10 protein-coding genes are annotated in these 14,932 nt (G+C 53.8%); 1 reads left to right on the plus strand and 9 read right to left on the minus strand.

What is annotated here, in order from left to right; translation table 11 throughout:
- Nucleotides 1-57: 57 nt before the first annotated feature.
- The 8 genes from SH287x_RS03245 to SH287x_RS03280 form a co-directional block, all read right to left on the minus strand.
- Nucleotides 58-1,428, minus strand: coding sequence for an FAD:protein FMN transferase (locus SH287x_RS03245; protein ID WP_479517005.1), 1,371 nt, complete (start codon nucleotides 1,426-1,428; stop codon nucleotides 58-60).
- Nucleotides 1,404-3,344 (minus strand): 4Fe-4S binding protein, encoded by a 1,941-nt coding sequence (locus SH287x_RS03250; RefSeq protein ID WP_479517006.1) that lies wholly within the window; start codon nucleotides 3,342-3,344, stop codon nucleotides 1,404-1,406. The genes SH287x_RS03245 and SH287x_RS03250 overlap by 25 nt, the downstream gene beginning before the upstream one ends.
- The gene (locus SH287x_RS03255; protein ID WP_479517007.1) at nucleotides 3,341-5,614 is read right to left on the minus strand and encodes an FAD-dependent oxidoreductase; all 2,274 of its coding nucleotides are present in this window, start codon (nucleotides 5,612-5,614) and stop codon (nucleotides 3,341-3,343) included. The genes SH287x_RS03250 and SH287x_RS03255 overlap by 4 nt, the downstream gene beginning before the upstream one ends.
- Before the next feature lie 953 nt (nucleotides 5,615-6,567).
- Nucleotides 6,568-7,287, minus strand: coding sequence for an amino acid kinase family protein (locus SH287x_RS03260; protein ID WP_479517008.1), 720 nt, complete (start codon nucleotides 7,285-7,287; stop codon nucleotides 6,568-6,570).
- A gap of 60 nt (nucleotides 7,288-7,347) precedes the next feature.
- Nucleotides 7,348-8,226: an ATP phosphoribosyltransferase gene (hisG, locus tag SH287x_RS03265; protein ID WP_479517009.1), complete on the minus strand. Its 879-nt coding sequence runs from the start codon at nucleotides 8,224-8,226 to the stop codon at nucleotides 7,348-7,350.
- Nucleotides 8,227-8,319: 93 nt separating this feature from the next.
- Nucleotides 8,320-8,721: a phosphoribosyl-AMP cyclohydrolase gene (hisI, locus tag SH287x_RS03270; protein WP_479517010.1), complete on the minus strand. Its 402-nt coding sequence runs from the start codon at nucleotides 8,719-8,721 to the stop codon at nucleotides 8,320-8,322.
- 512 nt (nucleotides 8,722-9,233) lie between these two features.
- Nucleotides 9,234-10,175: an ATP-binding protein gene (locus SH287x_RS03275; RefSeq protein ID WP_479517011.1), complete on the minus strand. Its 942-nt coding sequence runs from the start codon at nucleotides 10,173-10,175 to the stop codon at nucleotides 9,234-9,236.
- A gap of 498 nt (nucleotides 10,176-10,673) precedes the next feature.
- Nucleotides 10,674-11,345, minus strand: a complete 672-nt coding sequence (locus SH287x_RS03280) for an ABC transporter ATP-binding protein (RefSeq protein ID WP_479517012.1) — start codon at nucleotides 11,343-11,345, stop codon at nucleotides 10,674-10,676.
- Between the two features lie 235 nt (nucleotides 11,346-11,580).
- Here SH287x_RS03280 and SH287x_RS03285 point away from each other — a divergent pair, with 235 nt between their 5' ends.
- Nucleotides 11,581-13,839 carry an ATP-binding protein gene (locus SH287x_RS03285; RefSeq protein ID WP_479517013.1) on the plus strand — a complete coding sequence of 753 codons (2,259 nt, stop codon included), beginning with the start codon at nucleotides 11,581-11,583 and terminating at the stop codon, nucleotides 13,837-13,839.
- A gap of 17 nt (nucleotides 13,840-13,856) precedes the next feature.
- Here SH287x_RS03285 and SH287x_RS03290 read toward each other — a convergent pair whose 3' ends face one another.
- The gene (locus SH287x_RS03290) at nucleotides 13,857-14,825 is read right to left on the minus strand and encodes a hypothetical protein (RefSeq protein ID WP_479517014.1); all 969 of its coding nucleotides are present in this window, start codon (nucleotides 14,823-14,825) and stop codon (nucleotides 13,857-13,859) included.
- Nucleotides 14,826-14,932: the final 107 nt, after the last annotated feature.

Raw genomic sequence — 14,932 nt, forward strand, 5'->3', positions numbered from 1 at the left:
TCTCTTTGCGCCAGAACTCTCGGCTTCAGCGGTGAATTTGTCGGGAAAGAGTTCTTGTCAGCCCTTTCTGGCACGATAAAACCACCCCGCCAGAACCAAACTGAATAGCAAACCCCAGGTGAAAATCCCCCAGTTTTTCATACTCATGGTCTCGGGGCTGTCTACTGTTTGGGATGACTTTGAAGTCCCTCCCTGTTGGCGGGCCACGCCGGTTGTTGATGTCTGGTGGTTGTCACGAAATACGGACGCAGCATGAGTCTGGAGGAAGGAGTCCTGCCGGGTGAGCACTCGAAAGTCGCGTTCTCCGTGAGCTGACAAAACCACCTTCGGTTCCAGACGGGCATCGTAAAATAAGACTGAGATGCCCGCCTCATTGGCCAGTTGCAGTCCCTTCTCCCTGCCAGCGACCATCAACGCTGTCGCCCATCCATCTGCTCTTACAGGGTCGGGGTCAAAAGTTGTCACCAGGGCCGGGCCGGCAGCGATGGGCTTCTCGGTGCGAGGATCAATCAAATGGGTGACATCCCCCTCTGCCGTTGGCCAGCGCTGTTGATATGAACCTGAAGTGCTGACCGCGCCATGGCGTGTTCGGATGGTTGCCACAAACGCTCCCGGTTGATCGGGTGACTCAATCAGAATCGTCACCTGTTCTTCTGCCTGCGCCTTTTTCGGTGAATCGACTTGAGAAGTCTTTTCGCGTAAGGGGAACTCCACCCATTTTTCACCACCCAGATCGATCAACATGCTGCTAATGTCATGTTGATGACACAGTTCCCTGAGCTTTCTCAACGAAAGCCCTTCCACCAAAGCGTTAAGATCCATCTGGACTTCTGGAGATAATTTACGAATGGCGGGTGGTTCATGCCGTACTTCGATTTGAGGAGTATCGACAAGGATTCGGCCCTCTGTGGCTGCCGAAGAATGTGATGGTTGAACCACGCGAACAGAGGAACGAAGTCCAAACTTCTGCGACACCGCTTCCACGCGAGGATCAAATGCTCCCTGGCTGGATTGATAGAGTTCCAGGGCACGCGATGCCAACTCCATCAGTTCCGAAGAAACGACCTGCCATTCCGTACTGCGGGAACGATTCCACCGGCTCAGTTCGGATTCAGGCTGATAAAGCGAAAAAATCTGTTCCAGTCGGGCCAGTTCTTTCTGCGCGTTTGCCTGCAGTTGATGGCGAGAGAAATTTGTCGTTGGCATTTGAAATGCGATCGACCAGGACATTCCCATGGCATGACCGTTGACCTGTGTGGAAAGCTCGTTTCGCCGAGAGTCCTCTGCAGAGAAGGCCACCTCTGGCCCCTGGAAAAGGGAGCAGAGACTCACCACAAGCATCCCGGCAAACGCGATCACCAGATCTTTGCCAGTCTGCCCAGAGCCAATCCTGATGGCGATTTTCATGGGGTTTTGAAGAAGTCCCATAACTCCAGCCCCCCCGCCACGATCAAACAGGCTGCCACCAACCAGTCACCAGATTGTATTGTTCCGCTTCCTGCATGACGTCGCAGATAATCGAGAATCCCGCCAGTGGGACAACCGTAGCGGCAGTAGCCCATGGGGACAAACCACGAAAAGATCAGGCTGAGAACGGCGATCACGATGGTGGTGAGGCCAGCCGCTCGCCAGAGGTAAGCATCAAACGGTTCCAGAGCGACTAACGGGATTGGCAGAAGCCCCATGACTCCCAGAAATGCCAATATCAATAGACCAGGAACAATCAGTCTCAGCCCATTGACAGCCGGCGGGGCCAACTTGATGCGGGGATGTCGATGTCGGGCCATCCACTGTTGAAGAATCCCATGTGGGCATAAATGCGAACAATAAAGGTTATTGCGATGGGTGATGGGGAACACGAGAGCCGCTAAAGACAAAGCCACCAATCCGAACGCATTCACCCAGGGAACGCCATTTTGAATCCAGCCGGCGAACATGGCGATGGAAAGCAACTCCCCGCTGAGAAGCCCCAGGTAGATAAAAATGACCACTTGCAGAACCCCACGAAGCCGACGAGATCCTCGCCAATGGGTCAAGCCTATGACGCAGGTGAACGCCACGATCAGGGCTGTCAGCCCTCCTTTCACAACTTGAGGTGTCCAGAAGCGTTGCCATGAAGCCGAGGAAACAGGGGTGATCGTCTGCTGAAGCGTCCGTTCCGCACGCTCACGATCCTGCATCGCCTGCTCAGCTGCCAGAATCAAAGCCCGGGCGACTGTCTGGCTGGTCATCGTTGCGCCAGAAACCCCTTCAACGCCCCACTGATCAAAATCTTTTTGAGCCAGGTCATCCAGTTTCAGCCCTAACACCAGTTCTTTAAACCAGGCGTCGTCTCTGACATATCCCACATAGGGTTCGTTATCAAAACTCCGACCGATCAAAACTGGCCCGAGTGTCCAATCGGAAGAAATCGCCACCAAAGCTTCTGTCGGCCCCTGATAACCCACCAACTGATCTGCTGCTGGAACAGTCTTTAGAATCCACCCCAGTTGAGTCTGCCCCTCTCCCAGAACTTGAGTCAAAAGTGGACTGGAAGGATCGGGCTGAACATGAACGGCTTGCGGAAAAAGTTCCTTTGCCTGCCCGATGGAGATTGGGCCAGGAAACCTTAACGACTCTCGTTGAGAAGCCACGCCGCCCTGACTCTTCAAGGCAGCCGTTCGGGACTCCAGCCGTGCGTGAAGCCCCTGGACAATCGCCAGGCTGCTCAATGTGGCTCCCGTTACGGTCACCACATCATGTTGAGGAACATCTGCCAGCGCCAGGCCATCCCATTGTCGCAAAAAATGAGAGTCACGCTCAATCAGTTCAATATGGTCACGGGTGTCACGGCTGCTGGCGATCTCGGCCCACACTATCTGCCGGGCATCGTTGAATCCCACTAACAGGTTTGTGGGGCCAGAGAATCCCAGGTATCGATCACTCAACGGCGATGTCTGCAAGAAGAATCCCAGTCGATGGCCTGACGCATCGACGACTTCAAAGACCCCGTCTGTTGCTATTGGATTAGACAGAAGCATTGGATCAGGCAGGAGCGCTGGATCAGACAGAAGATCGGCCAGTTCTGTTCCGGAAGGCTCCTCTTCATGGACATGACGGGCTAACAGCCGCGAGGCTTCCGTCCAGTGCTTCTGGACGATCAACAAAAACCGAGCCTCCGCCGATGTGGAGGCCCCGTTTTGCAATAACGTCTCATGCCGCCAATGGATCAGCACCAGCAACAACGACAGCACCAGCAAGCGAACGACATGCACACGGGTTGCGTACGATTGCCGATGAATCTGAGGGGTTGCAGGATGATTCAGAACCGGAAGTGCGGGGCCAGCACCACGCTTCTGGCTCACTTGATTTTCACCAGTTGAACCGCATCGGCATGCACAAAACCACCTGCGTTTTCAGTGCTGAGTTCAATAGTGACAGGCTGCCCCTTCTCAACGGAAAACTGTCCAAGTTCATAGGAACCCTCTTTTCCCGTGGGAGCCTTGGTCATGTCGACGACAAACTGCTGTGAAGTCTCACCCACACGAACAGTCACAGGAACTTTTTTACCACGGTTTTCATGAACCCCGTAGATCAGTCGCACAGAAACCAGTCCTGCTTCCCCGGCACGCCAGGGAAACAGAATTTTCGCTCCCGTGTTTTGTTGAGCATAAAGGTATTCATATCCCACATAGCCATTCAGCCCCGAACCACTGACCCAGTTCCCTGAGACCTTGGCGTCGCGATTATCAATAACGATTCCTTCCATCTTCGCGGGATCAAGTCCCGGAGGGCCAGGCAGCGACATGGCATCATTGGGAATGACTACTTCTCCCGAGATTGATTCACGACGCGCTTTGCCTGGCAATTGAAGCAGAGTATCCATCTCCTTCCAATAGCTTTCATAGACATCGCGCGGCTGGCAATCATGCAGCGCACAAAGGTAAGCGGCTTTCCCCACCACTTCGCCCATCATGCCGCAGGTTTTCATCACACGTGTTGTTCCCAGCGCCTCATGCGTCACGCTGATATTGCGGCCAGCCATAAAGAGGTTGTTGATATTTTTGGAATAGAAACAACGATAAGGGACGGGGTATCCATAAGCACGATCAATGCGCTGATCATGAATCGCAATCGAGATAAAAGGGTTCTCTTCAAACTTGCCGATGAATTGCTTCTTGGGGTAGTGAAGGTCAATACTCCAAGTGCTGGGAACGCAGCCATCGAGAAATTCCCGCTTATTGACCACATCATCCTGAGTCAGAACAACATCCCCCAGAAGGCGGCGAGACTCACGCGGGCCACCAATGTATGCCACCCAGGTGAGAGCCGCTGATTTGTGTTTTTCGGCCCCGTCACCATTTTTCATGGCATGAAAGGCCCCAAAGACAGCGCGAAGATTCCAGTCACGAATCCCTTCGGCATCACTCAGAGGATCCTTGTCATATCCGCTTTCCCAGAACCACTGGCCATGATGGTCAACAGGGTAGGGGAAATCCTTCATGGTCAACGGTAAGGCCCAGGGCGTGGCGGGATAAGTGGTCGGAGCCGACTCTTCGGCCCACGTCCACATATTGCTCATGCCCATCCGGCCCTTGTCCGTCATTTCCCAGGCGGCATCGGCCAGGGCACCAATCGTTCCATGCCCGGTCGCATCCACAAACAGCTTGCCCCGAAACTCGAACTGTTCACCGGTTTTGACATTAAAACCGGTCACGGCATCAATCCGATTGCTGGTCGACTGCTTCACGCCATCAGCAAACGTATTGAGGAAGAGATCGATCTTCTCTTCAGCCCGAACGAGGCTCTCTTTTTTCTCGTCTTCAAACTCTTGAGCCGTTCCGGGTGACTTCCTGGCGTGGTCGCAGAACTCTTCCACAATTTCGCCAACGCGCGGGTACTTCCCCCGGCGAATGAGACCCATCGACCAGACACGAACTTCGCTGGAACCATTCCCGCCCAGCACACCACGGTCCTGAATCAGTGCGACTTTGCACCCCATGCGTGCTGCGGACAGCGCAGCGCCCATTCCGGAATAACCTCCGCCTACCACAACCAGATCATAGCCCTGCCTGATCGTTGGCGAACTTCCCAGGCCCAGTTGCTTCTGGCGATAGCCAGCCAGTTCCTGACCTGCAACGGGAGGGGGCGTTGAAGAGGTTGTCAACACTATCGCATCACAGCGACCATCAAAACCTGTCAGATCATGCAGCCCCAGTTGATGCTCTCCCTGGGTTAGTTCGATCTCTCCGCCCGGTTGCCAGAACCAGGTGGCGGATTCCGTACCAAAAGGTTTCGAGAGGGCTTTGCCGTCAATCAAGACTTCAAACTTGCCTGGCGTGCCGGGAGCTTTCCATCGCGCGACCCAATCCTTGGTCCGAACGAAAACCTGGTACTTGCCGGCTTCCGGAATTTTGATCGTTGTTGTGGCATCGGCAACCGGCTTTCCTAACCCATGTGCCAACAGGTAAGGAGAACCCATTTCGCGAATGAACTGAGTATCCAGCGACCAGCCGCCCAGTTGGTCGAAACTTTCGGCTTCCACAAAAACGGTCTGTTCGCGCTCTGCCGCCAACAAGGGCGAAGCCCACGAGACGAGAGAGATCGCAACAAACATGACGACGGGACGAAACATCACAGGCTCCAGAAATCAACGTTGATTGATCTGTTAACTTATCATGCCGGTTGTTCCATGAAAAGCAAGATGTGCCAGAGTCGCCATTCAAAAAGTCGTCGGGGCTTGAAATGAAAAAACACGAAGATTTGAAAAGAGATCCGTTCAGACTCACTGAAAACATAGTTCGCCCTCATTCAACTTCTCTTTAGAACGGGGGAGCGAGTTTATGGGGGGAGGGGTTGGAGGTGTCGGGCGGAGATTGGGTGCGCAACAAGGGGGGTTAGGTTAGAGGGGATTCGCTGGGCGCGCCTCGTCGGTGAGGGCCATCAATGGGCCAGCCTGCGATCCGGAAGATGACCCTCGTCAGCGGCTTGATCAGGGCCGTGTTGTGCCGGCGGTGTCGCAAGATGCCGCCTGCTTGAGAGGCCTGTGGCGCTCTCAACTCGAATTCGAGATTTCCGACTGGTTTTCCGACTTGTTGGCCGCAAAGGATTGTCAGCGGCAAAGGAGTGATTCCTTGCCGCCGCGATGATTCTCTGGAATGTCAGGTCATTTTCTGAGCTTCACAACGGCTTCCGACAACAATTGGATCCCCGTGATTCTCAGGAAAAGCAAAACTGGTGGGACAGGTGCTTAAGTTCGCAAGCGTGGTTCTCACGAAGGAAGCTTCGTGACGGCGACTCTCTGCGCGGCCCTGATCGGTCGTGGACTTTTGATAGCAATCCCTTGAAGGTAGCAATGCGCACTATGAATCGAAGATGGTGCGTTGCGTCAGAACTTAACGCAGCCTACAGACTATAGGTATTTAACATCTATTTAAATGCGGCTCGCCCTCACCCCAACCCTCTCATCGGAATGGGCGAGGGAGCAATTGCCCCTTGCGGCCCCTTGCGGGGGTTAGGCCTATCGGCCGGGACGTGGGCTAAAGATTCGTAGGCTCGTTGGCCTGTTTGCTGGCCCCTGTCCCCTGCTTAACCTGTCAAATCAGGTTTGAAGCACGTCTGAGGGTGTGTCTCAGCGGAGGGAAGCCCTTCGTTTAACCAGTTATGGCACGTTAGAGGAAATGTGTGCCCATTGCACCAGTGGACGAACGGCAGGTGTCCCGCCAGACCTGGGAAGTAGGGATCGACATCACCTTTTTGAGCCGCCTGGCATACTGATGAATTCAGCGGCAAAGGGATGGATTTGATGAGAATCAGGTGCTGTGCGCCATATCGCAGAGCCAGCCATGCTGCCAACGAATCACTGGTGACGTCCCAGATGTGGGGAAGTGGTTCGTAAGAGAGAGGCAGATCGTGAATTGATTCACTGGCATTTTTTGCAGTGGCAGCCGCTTCTTCGCACCTGAGCGCTTCGCTGACCCGAAGGATGGGGAGAGACTGACGTTCCCACATCAAGTGGGCTTCCTCTGGTGTGCTTACCAGGTGGCAATCGGTCTCCAGGTTCGTCAGCAAGCGTCCGTTGAAATCCTGAGCATCACAGGCCAGCCAATGCGACGTTTCTTCGTTGAGCTGATGTTGCCTGTGCCAAGTGCGCACCACATCGGCCGTTGCCCCTCCACCCGGAACGAGTAGAGGAGTGTGTCTGGCAAACTGGCCTTGTGGTTCAAAAAGTTGCTTAAGCTGCGAAATGACAAGGTGCAACTTGGGGGAGTTGAAGAGACTCCCCCCTAACTTTATCACAACCAGCATGGTGATCTCCTGTGAGAAACAGGTTCCATGCTTTAATCCCCTGATGTCGACTACGGGGGGTTAATCAATGATCTTGTTGATCGGGTATTCGACCAAGCCGCAGGCGCCGGCCTGCTTGAGTCGCGGGATGACAATCCGAACGTAGGATTCTTCCACAATGGTATTTACCGCCACCCAATCCGGATCAGAGAGTGAGGAGATGGTGGGCTTTTGCAGGGCGGGTAATTGTCCCAGCACGGTTGAAAGGTCGCCGCGACGGACGTTCATCATCAGGGCCACTTTGCCTTCGGCCGCCAGGCAGGATTGCAGCATCAGTGCAATGTTTTCCAGCTTGTTGCGTTTCCATTCGTTGGCAAACGCAGACTTATTTGCGATGAAACGGGTCGTGCTCTGAAGTACCTCGTCGAGGATTCTCAGGTTATTGGCTCGCAGGGAACTGCCGGTTTCTGTCACTTCAACAATGGCATCGGCCAGCCGGGGGGGTTTGACCTCGGTGGCTCCCCAGGAGAATTCGACTTCTGCCGAGACGCCATGACGTGCCAGATAGCTTTTGGTCAACCCGACCGCTTCCGTCGCAATCCGTTTCCCCTGAAGATCATGTACTGACTTGATGTCAGAGTCATTGGGGACGCAGAGCACCCAACGGACGGGACGCCGGCTGACTTTGGAGAACTGCAACTCACAAATCTGGTGGACATCAGCCTGAGTTTCAATCACCCAGTCGTGGCCGGTCATGCCTGCATCGAGAATTCCCTGTTCCACATAGCGTGCCATCTCTTGAGCACGAATCAGCATACATTCGATTTCGGGGTCATCGATCTCGGGAAAGTAAGACCGTGATGAAAACTTGATGGAGTAACCGGCCTTGCGAAAAAGCTCGGACGAGGCTTCTTGCAGGCTGCCTGCGGGGATACCCAGCTTGATAATTTGCGATGTCATGTCGGCCAATTCAATCTTGGAGCGAAGTCAGAAATTGCGAAGGAGATCTGGTTTTGCAAACGAGCAACTTTCATCTGCCAATGGCGATGAGAGTTAGCTCTTTTTGTAAACCGCCTGGGGATCAAAGACTCGTTCACCCACGACGTTTACAGCCCCTGTGGCGGGATCAATCTGGCGGAAGAAGCAGCTTCGGTAGCCTTCGTGGCAGGCTGCTCCGCCAATCTGATCCACTTTGACGAGCAGGGTGTCAGAATCGCAGTCGAAATAAATCGACCGGAGCTTTTGCACGTTGCCGCTTTCTTCGCCTTTTCTCCAAAGTTTGGAGCGGCTGCGGCTGTAATAAACCACGCGACCTGTTGCCAGTGTTTCGCGATAGGCTTCTTCATTCATATAGGCGAGCATCAGCACATCGCCGGTGGCGCCATCCTGAGCAATCACTGGGAGGAGCGTGCTCTTTGAAAAATCTGGCCCAAGCGGGTTTCCGGTGCTCGCCATGGCATTGGTTCTTCAAAAGGTCGGTAACAAGCCAGCAAGAGGATCACATTTGACGGCGATCCTGCTTTAACATCTTATTCAGTCAGGTGTTGCAGATTTTCTGTTGTGGGCATCTGCAATCGTTTTTTTCGATACGGTGCCCCACGGTGTCAACCAGTTGGTGGCTGGAATTTCCCGTTGAGGTCATATGTTACAGTTCCTTTTCCCCTCTGGCGACCGAACGCCAGAATCTGAGCCAGATCACTCTGGTTATTTCCCGGGTGGTTATGTTCGGGGTGGTTATGTTCCGGGTGAGCGGAACTTTATGGGGGGGGGGGAACCTCTCACGATCAAAGCGATAAGGCGATTGTGGTTCTGTTAACCAGGAGACACCAGAATGAGAATCCGGTTCTGTTGATTTTGTGGGATGCGTGGAGGCTGTGCGCAGACCCGCCAGATGTGCTCTTTTTCGCTGCTGGCTCTATCGAGTCGAATTTTTCGTCGTTTGGGCATCTGCCGGGATCGGTTCTCGGTCATGACGGAGTTAGTGAAGAGAGGGGTGGTGAAGATGGAAATGGGGAGGACGAAGGAGGGAAGCGATGTTTTGTGAGGGTGACTTCGTTTCCTTTGGGGTTGTAAGTCACTTCATCCATGAAAGCTCGCATCAGAAGCACACCGCGTCCACAGGGGCGTTCCAGATAAGTGGGATCTGTGGGGTCTGGCAGTGCAGCGGGATTGAATCCCGGGCCTTCATCCTGAATCACAAAGTGGGCTGTGGTGGGATGGATCTGCACCGAGACACGGATCAGCCGATCTCGCCAGGGAGATTCTTTCAGGCGCAGTTCCGCCATCTCGTGAAAGGCGTTGTGATCCTGCTCCTTGAGGGCTGAGCTGACTTCCAGATTTCCGTGGTAATAGGAGTTGAGGAGGGCTTCTTCGAGAGCGGTTCCTACGCGAACACGTTCGGTCGTGTCACATTCCCAGATATCGGCGAGCGATCGTTGCAGATGATGTGACAATGACATAATCAGTGTCAGGCAGTTGGGGAGGACAAACTGCTCGCTTCGCTCAGATAAGCGGTTGAGAAGGGCGGCTCGCGAGCGATCTTCATCAGTGGCGGCCAGAACCCGCGTGACCACCCCCGTCAGTTCCTGAGCGAGCAGGCGTTTCGGGACATAGCTGGCGGCCCCTGCCTGCAAGGCTTTCACAGCAAGTTCTTCGCTGCCTTGAGCCGTCATCAGGATGACGGGGATTTGTGGGAACTGCTGCCGGATTCCTGTTACGACATCCAACCCGGTTTTGTCCGGCATCTGCATGTCGGTCAGTACCAGTTGTGGGTGAAAATGCCGGACTTTCTGGAGACCTTCTTCGCCGTCGGCAGCGTAGAGGATTGTCCAGTCCGGTCGTTTTGACAACAGCTTGCCGGCCAGTCGTCTGTCGATGGGTGAGTCGTCGATCACCAGGAGGGTTGTCATGTTCCGTTCCAGGCTAAGGCTTTGTCGTGAGTGGCCACGCAGGTGAAGGCAGCTTGTCTTGTGATCGGTTATGACACAAAAGACAGCGTGCCAAACTTCCTGATTTCTCGCTACAGAGTGCTTTCATGGATTTACCGCTTTGAAAAAGGTTATCCCCCAGTGTCAATATTTCATGGAGACCTTTTTTATCTTGCCCGGTGTTTTCATTGTGCCAAGCTTGATCGGCGAGGAATGGGTTTCTTCCGGGGAGCGAGTTCGCTGGTTGATCCTTTATCGTCCCGATGAGGGGGTGTTGGTTGCTATCAGAAACACGGATTGTGCCGTGTCACGGCTTTCTTATCTCGGGCCTCTCCCGCAAGCGGTAGAGGGCGTTTTCTTGGATAGGCGATCAAGAGAGTTTGGCAGGCATCCATCAAGATTTTGCGAAGTTCCCAAAGATTTTCTCGTGTTGGTTCGGATCGATCAGGGAGTTTGGCCGAGCGATCCTTGCTGCTGAGTTCATGTCGCTGACGTGTTAAGTTTCCCGTCACGAATGCGAACGACATGGTCTGTCGGTCGCACGTGCTCATGCTCGTGTGTGACCACCACGACTGTGGTCTGGAATTCTTCACAGCAATCCCTCAATTGCTGCAAAATAGCCGCACTGTTGGCGGTATCGAGTTCTCCCGTGGGTTCGTCGGCGAGAATCAGCTTGGGCCGCTTTAGTAAAGCGCGGGCAATCGCGACTCGCTGTTGTTCACCTCCAGAAAGCTGGCTGGGGCGATGATCGAGCCGGTCGCCTAGCCCCACCCGTTTTAACAGGCTGATGGCTTCATTACGCTGTTGTGTGGTGGCACCTTTTGCCAGATAAGGAATCAGCACGTTATCGACGGCATCAAGATTGGCCAGCAGGTTAAAGCTTTGAAAGATAAAGCCGACATCATCTCTACGGTAGGCATCTTTTTGAGACGAGGAGAGGCTTGCCAGAGAGCGGCCATTGACAAATATGTCGCCTGTCGTGGGAACATCGAGGCAGCCGATAATATAGAGTAATGTGCTTTTTCCACTGCCGGATGGGCCGAGGATGAAGCTGAACGATCCTTTGGGGATCTGGCACGAAACTTCTTGCAGGGCGAAAACTTGAGTCTGTCCCCGGACATGAATTTTAGATACCTTTTGCACGTCGATCATGAATTCCATTCCTGAAGGCATACGAAGCCGGGATCTCTGACTCAGCGAAGATGGCCATTGGGTGGTCGTTTGTGTTTGCTGTGAAACTTTCTGGCTGCCAAGGGGAGATTTTCACCAGATTTTCATAGCGATGCGGCATGCTTTTCTCCATCAAGGCATGCTACACGCTTCGGTCATCGCTCAAGAGGCTTCCCTGCGTTTTCTTTGTGAATCACGGAATGAGACGGGGCACAGAATGAGTAGTGCATCCATTTCCAGCGTTCGGCTCCCCCTTTGGACGCTGGAAAACAATCCTGAGATTTTTGGTCGCTTGCATGACTGCCTGCTTCATTTGAAGTTGGGGGCCACGATCTCGGCATTGCCGCTGGATGACTGGCAGGTTTCCATTGAGACGCCGATTCAGGACGTGGTTGATTTATTCGAGAAAACGCCGGAATGTGCGGGGATTCTGGTGCTGGAACGCGGGCAGTTGGCCAGCATGATTTCACGAAGTCAGCTGCTGACGCTGCTCAGTCGCCCCTTTGGTCTGGATCTTTATTTGAAGCGTCCGGTGGGTCAGATTATCGATGTGATTGATGCGCCCATCGCGATTCACCCCGGCAATCTTCCCATCCCCAAGGCTGCTCAGCAGGCGCTGAATCGTCCCTGGCCTTCCAGTTATGAACCGTTGGTCGTGCAATTGGAAGCGGGTGTGTATCGGCTTCTGGATATCCATACGCTGCTGCTGGCTCAGTCGCGGTTGCTTGAATTAGCGAATGAAGAAGTTCGTCGCCAGATGGAAGTGGCCGATCATGCGAACAAAGCGAAAAGTGATTTTCTGGCGCATATGAGTCATGAGATTCGCACCCCGCTGACAGCGATTCTTGGGTTTGCAGAAATTCTCCAGCGGGGTGAAGGGTCTGTTGCCGAGCATCGCAGTGCGGTGGAGACGATTTTGCGAAATGGAGAGCATCTGCTGCGATTAATCAGTGACACTTTGGATTTGTCAAAGATCGAATCGGGGCGGCTGACGGTCGAACTCATCGATTGTCAGCCTCTGGAACTGGCGAATGAAGTTCTCAAGCTGTTTCAGTCTCGAGTGAAATCTCATCGGATCAGGCTGGAATTGGTGTGTGAGGTTCCTGTTCCGCATCAAATGATCTGTGATCCCACCCGGTTACGCCAGATTTTGATGAACCTTGTCAGTAATGCAGTGAAGTTCACTGACGCGGGGGCAATTCAGATCAGTTTTGATGTCTCTCGATCTTCCGCAGGAGAGCCGCACCTGCTGTTAATTGATGTCAGGGATGCGGGCGTCGGGATGACTCCCGCTCAGATGGAAAAGCTGTTTACCCCTTTTACTCAGGCCGAATCTTCGACGGCACGCCGATATGGTGGCACGGGATTGGGGCTTTCGATCAGTCGCCAACTGGCCCGGTTGCTGGGTGGTGATCTCACTGCGGAAAGTGAATTGGGCCAGGGGAGTGTGTTCCGTTTAACGCTCCCGATTTTGAATGCTGAAGAAAGTTCATGGAAGATGCTGGATCACGGAGATTTAGAGAAGGACGTGTCGCAGCGTCCCACAACTGGAAATGATGAACGATTGCCTTCGTGTCGCATTCTTCTGGCCGAAGATGGCCCGGATAACCGTTTGCTGCTGAGTTCGTGGTTGGGGCGGATGGGCGTCGATCTTCACATGGTGGAAAACGGATTGGAAGCCGTTCGATCGGTGCAGGCCGCCTGGGCCAAGCAATCTCCTTATGACGTGATTTTGATGGATATGCAGATGCCCGAGATGGATGGTCTGGAAGCCACCCGGGCGTTGAGGCAAATGGGGTGCACGACGCCGATCATCGCACTGACGGCCAATGTGATGTCAGGGGATCGGGCGTTGGCTTTGTCAGCAGGGTGTAACGATTTCGCGACGAAGCCGATTGACCGCAAACGGTTGAATATGCAGATTCTCTCTGCGCTGGAGTCTTATCGGTCTTCTGCTCCCTCCACTTCGGCATTCGTGAAGCAGCCTGAATGGTGGGTATCCACGGCTGCGGGGGCATCGGAAGGAGAGGAGCGAGCCACTGCGTTTGCGGCTCCTGATAAAAATCCCAACGTGGTGAACCCTCAACCTGAGTTGAGTTTCAATTCCGTCGAGGATGTTCACTGGCTGGATCGCGCGGTGGGGTTAGAACGCGTTGCCAATGACGCAGAGTTATTGGATGAACTGCTTGATCTGACAGGCGAAAATTTGCCTCAATGGCAACGGGACTTGTGCCGCGCCATCGAAACCAGCGACATGCGAACAATCAAGCGATTGGCACATACTTTACGGAATACCGGTAGTAACATTGGTTGTGAACGTCTGCACGACGCAGCCGGTCGACTGGAATCGTGCATTGCCAATCATGATTCGTTGGAGACGATCAAGAAAAATACTGCGGCTCTCAATGACATTGCGAGTGGATTGGTTGTGTATCTGCGAAACCGAAACTCTTCCGGAATCAACGGAGGAGCTTGAGAATTTTCGCTTTCCGGCTATTCCGGCAATTTCACGGAGCCTATGGGGGTATTGGGCGGCACCAGTTCTTCGATCAACGATCCTTCGAATCGTATCGCAGTCTTGGGGCCTAAGGCCTCTTTGACTTCCCGTTGAATAGTCGCCACACGGGAGATCACCAGGCCACGGCTGGTGTCGAAGATCATTGTGCCGCCGAATTCCCGCTGAGCCAGTTGTGCCTCAATTGTGGCGTCATTAGGCGGGGTTTCGGGAGTGAGGGTGAAAGAAATTGTCACCAGTTGGCCGGTGATTCTGGTGATCTCAAAATTTCTCTGTAAGGGGATCTTCACAATTTGCCCATCGACCTGGATGATATACCCTTCAAACGACTCTTTCCATTGGCTTCCCACTGACACGGCTGATTCGGGAAGCAGCGGAAAGCTATCGAACCGAGGCTTCTCACGGGGAGGCGCGGGGTTGGCTTCTGGTGGAGTGAGAGAGGCCGATTCCAGAGTCTCCCCTTTAAGTGACAGTTTGACTCTGGCAACAGGCTTGCCCAGGGTTTCAGTGATTGTTCGGGAGGTCAGAGGAGCGGCTTCTGTTTGCTGGCTGTCAAATTCTTCGGTGGCACCGCCGGGGAGTATCGATTTCATCTGAACGCGGCTGACGAGTGACTCCAGTGTGGCATTCCCGCTGGCATCAACCGCCACGACTTTCAATTGCATTTGCGAATGAGACTCATTGACAAACTCCTGTTCGGAGTCGTTGACAACGGTAGTGACTGTCATGCGGCTGGCGACTTCACAATGCAGGGTTTGTTCTGGCGTGAGGCGGTAGCGGAGAAGAACGGCCTCATTCTGTGCCCAGGCAGCCGGCATGCCCACGATCAGCGTGAGTATCACCAATCCCGATTTGACCGTGTGCCATCGCTGTCGCAACTGCAACGGTTTTTGTGCAGGCGTTAAGGCAGAGGTGGGCAATCGCTGGCTGTCTGAAATGAGTTCCATCTCGGCACTTTCAAAATGAGTTGATGAACGACGACCGTGTTTGTTCGAGATTTGAAATCGTACCCCGGACTGCAAGCGGGCGCGAAGACCACTCTGGCCGTTGGCTC

This window comes from Planctopirus sp. SH287, from assembly GCF_056500625.1.

What these genes read in the sequence shown, in the direction of transcription:
- hisI (WP_479517010.1), bottom strand. Translation starts at nt 8,721, where the DNA reads ATGGCGAGCACCGGAAACCCGCTTGGGCCAGATTTTTCAAAGAGCACG.
- SH287x_RS03280 (WP_479517012.1), bottom strand. Translation starts at nt 11,345, where the DNA reads ATGATCGACGTGCAAAAGGTATCTAAAATTCATGTCCGGGGACAGACT.
- SH287x_RS03260 (WP_479517008.1), bottom strand. Translation starts at nt 7,287, where the DNA reads ATGCTGGTTGTGATAAAGTTAGGGGGGAGTCTCTTCAACTCCCCCAAG.
- SH287x_RS03245 (WP_479517005.1), bottom strand. Translation starts at nt 1,428, where the DNA reads ATGGGACTTCTTCAAAACCCCATGAAAATCGCCATCAGGATTGGCTCT.
- SH287x_RS03275 (WP_479517011.1), bottom strand. Translation starts at nt 10,175, where the DNA reads ATGACAACCCTCCTGGTGATCGACGACTCACCCATCGACAGACGACTG.
- SH287x_RS03285 (WP_479517013.1), top strand. Translation starts at nt 11,581, where the DNA reads ATGAGTAGTGCATCCATTTCCAGCGTTCGGCTCCCCCTTTGGACGCTG.
- SH287x_RS03255 (WP_479517007.1), bottom strand. Translation starts at nt 5,614, where the DNA reads ATGTTTCGTCCCGTCGTCATGTTTGTTGCGATCTCTCTCGTCTCGTGG.
- SH287x_RS03290 (WP_479517014.1), bottom strand. Translation starts at nt 14,825, where the DNA reads ATGGAACTCATTTCAGACAGCCAGCGATTGCCCACCTCTGCCTTAACG.
- hisG (WP_479517009.1), bottom strand. Translation starts at nt 8,226, where the DNA reads ATGACATCGCAAATTATCAAGCTGGGTATCCCCGCAGGCAGCCTGCAA.